At 60.6% G+C, this 716-nt stretch carries 1 protein-coding gene; it reads right to left on the bottom strand.

The annotated features are described in order from the left end of the window. Positions 1-716: cadherin domain-containing protein (locus tag VB618_RS19745; RefSeq protein ID WP_329798460.1), on the bottom strand; the 716-nt coding region annotated here is incomplete at both ends.

Genomic DNA, 716 nt, shown 5'->3' with positions numbered 1-716 from the left:
AGATGACGAAGAAGTCCTTGTGGGTCATCTTGAGGTTTTTGGAGAGGGTGGCGATCTGGATCTGAGCGGATGAGCCGGTGCCGTCGGCATCATAGTACAGGGCGCCTGACTTCTTGTTGTAGATCAGGTTGTCGGAGGCGTCGTGCGCCTTCGTGCCCTGGTAGAACTCAGAGGCCTTGAGCACGCCCTTCTTGTCCAGCGTCTTGAACACCGATTTGGCCAGGTGCAGCGTGTCGTCCACCACCTTGAAGTCGACGATCTTATCCTGATTGGCCTTGTTGATCTTCGCGGACTTCGACAGCTTGGTGTCGAACACGAAGATGTCCTGGCCCACCCCGCCGCTGAGGTTGTCCTTGCCGGCTCCACCGTAGAGCTTGTCGTTGCCGGCTTCCGCATAAAGCGTGTCGTTGCCGGCCAGACCATAGATCAGGTCATTGCCGGCCTCGCCGGTCAGGCGGTCCACGCCGGGGGTGCCGCGCAGGGTCTGCGGGGTCGTCTCGACGGCATCGAGGACGCTCAATGTGAAGGTGCTGGTGACGCCCTCCCCGAAGCCATCCGTGGCTTTGACCGTGATGGAGTGCTGCGGCTTGCTCTCGAAGTCGAGCGCGCCGGTGAGCACGAGGGTGTTGCCATCGATGGCGAAGGGCCCATCGGAACCAACCAGGTTGTACGTGATCTTATCGCCATCCGCGTCGCTGGCTGAGAACGTGGCAACA

It is taken from the genome of Microvirga sp. CF3062, from assembly GCF_036314045.1.
Taxonomy (GTDB): domain Bacteria; phylum Pseudomonadota; class Alphaproteobacteria; order Rhizobiales; family Beijerinckiaceae; genus Microvirga.
This window is presented reverse-complemented; position numbering and strand designations above follow the sequence as displayed.